1 protein-coding gene and 1 pseudogene are annotated in these 1,439 nt (G+C 58.3%); both read right to left on the reverse strand.

Translation table 11 applies throughout. The features are described from left to right. Nucleotides 1–12: 12 nt before the first annotated feature. Entirely contained in the window at nt 13–267 is a 255-nt protein-coding gene (locus D6860_RS25905) for a transposase (RefSeq protein WP_076626027.1), read from the reverse strand. Nucleotides 268–627: 360 nt separating this feature from the next. Next, nucleotides 628–1,410, reverse strand: a pseudogene (locus D6860_RS17880) (IS110 family transposase); the annotation flags it as partial. Between the last annotated feature and the right edge of the window lie 29 nt (nt 1,411–1,439).

Consider the following 1,439-nt stretch of genomic DNA (forward strand, 5'->3'; position numbering starts at 1 on the left):
GTCGCCCAGCACTCAACTGCGATGTCGCGCCACACCAATCTTGGCGTGCAGCTCTTTGACTTGCTCCTCGTCGATCTCAGGGGCTTTTTTGCCGCCTCGCTCGAACACGCCGGACGCGCCTTCCAGAAGCGCCCGTTTCCAGCTGTGGATCATGGTGGGGTGGACGCCGAACTGGCTCGAAAGCTCAGCCACTGTGCGCTCACCCTTTAACGCTTCAAGCGCAACTTTCGCCTTAAACTCAGGGCTGTGGTTCTTCCGTTTCGACATCTCTGATCTCCTCTTCGTCGAAGATCAGCAGACAACAAATTATAGCTTACGTCAGTGTCCGAATTTCGGGGGGTATGTATGAACTGCCTTCCCCTGCAAGTGATTTGTCGATGCGCCGCTGACCCTGCTTCTATGTATTCGGTCTNGATGCGCCGCTGACCCTGCTTCTATGTATTCGGTCTTTCTTCGGGGCCGTTCGATTTGCCCCTGACCAAGATGGGAAGTCGCGCGTCCTGTGTCTCGTTAGCTCATCGGCACTCAAGGGCCATGCCCCCCGTCAGACTTGCAAGACGCCGATCGGTCGTTGGTCCATCTCCTCCTCGCTCGCAGATTCCTTTGTCCGGTTGCGCCTTTGTCCGACTACAGGCCGCTCATGGCATTCGGCCGATATCTCTCACCCTTCGTCAGAACAGCCCAGGCAAGACGTGCCATCTTGTTGGCTATGGCGACCGCCGCGACGTTCACATGCGCTCGCCCCTTCAAAGCGTCTGCCCAAGCCGTTATTGGCGACGTCCTATCACGCACGAGATGCAGCACCGTTCGAGCTCCGTGGATGAAGAGCTTACGCAAATATCGGTTACCGTGTTTCGAGATTCCGATCAGCTTGGCCTTGCCACCTGTCGTGACCTGCCGCGGCACCAGACCAAGCCATGCGGCAAGATCACGACCTTTGCCAAAAGAGCTGCCGGTGCCGACAGCTGCCACGAGCGCTGTCGCAATCGTCGGACCGATGCCGGGGATCTCCATCAAGCGCTGCATATCGGCATCTGTCCTGGCCAGCGCCTTGATTTCGGTATCGATCGCCGCGACCCGATCATTGATTACGTCCAGTTCGGACGCCATGTCAGCCACGAGCAGGAGCATTCGGGGTGAAAGATCGGCAGCGCCCTCTACGGCCAATCTGGCCAGCTCCTTTTGGAAGACATGGCGCCCGGTTCCTACCCGGATGCCGCGTTCCATCAGGAAACCACGGCCCTGATTGATCAAGCGCGTCCTGTCTGACACCAGGCGCTCTCGCGCACGGTGCAAGGCCTGAAGATCGAGCTGTTCCTCCGACTTGATCGCAACAAATGGCATCGTTGGCCGCGTCGCGGCTTCGGCAATGGCTTCCGCATCCCGGTCGTCGTTCTTGTGAACCTTCACTTATCATCAGGTGGCCGTAATGCGGAGGA

This window comes from Salipiger sp. D13, from assembly GCF_003703915.1.
Taxonomy (GTDB): domain Bacteria; phylum Pseudomonadota; class Alphaproteobacteria; order Rhodobacterales; family Rhodobacteraceae; genus Salipiger; species Salipiger profundus.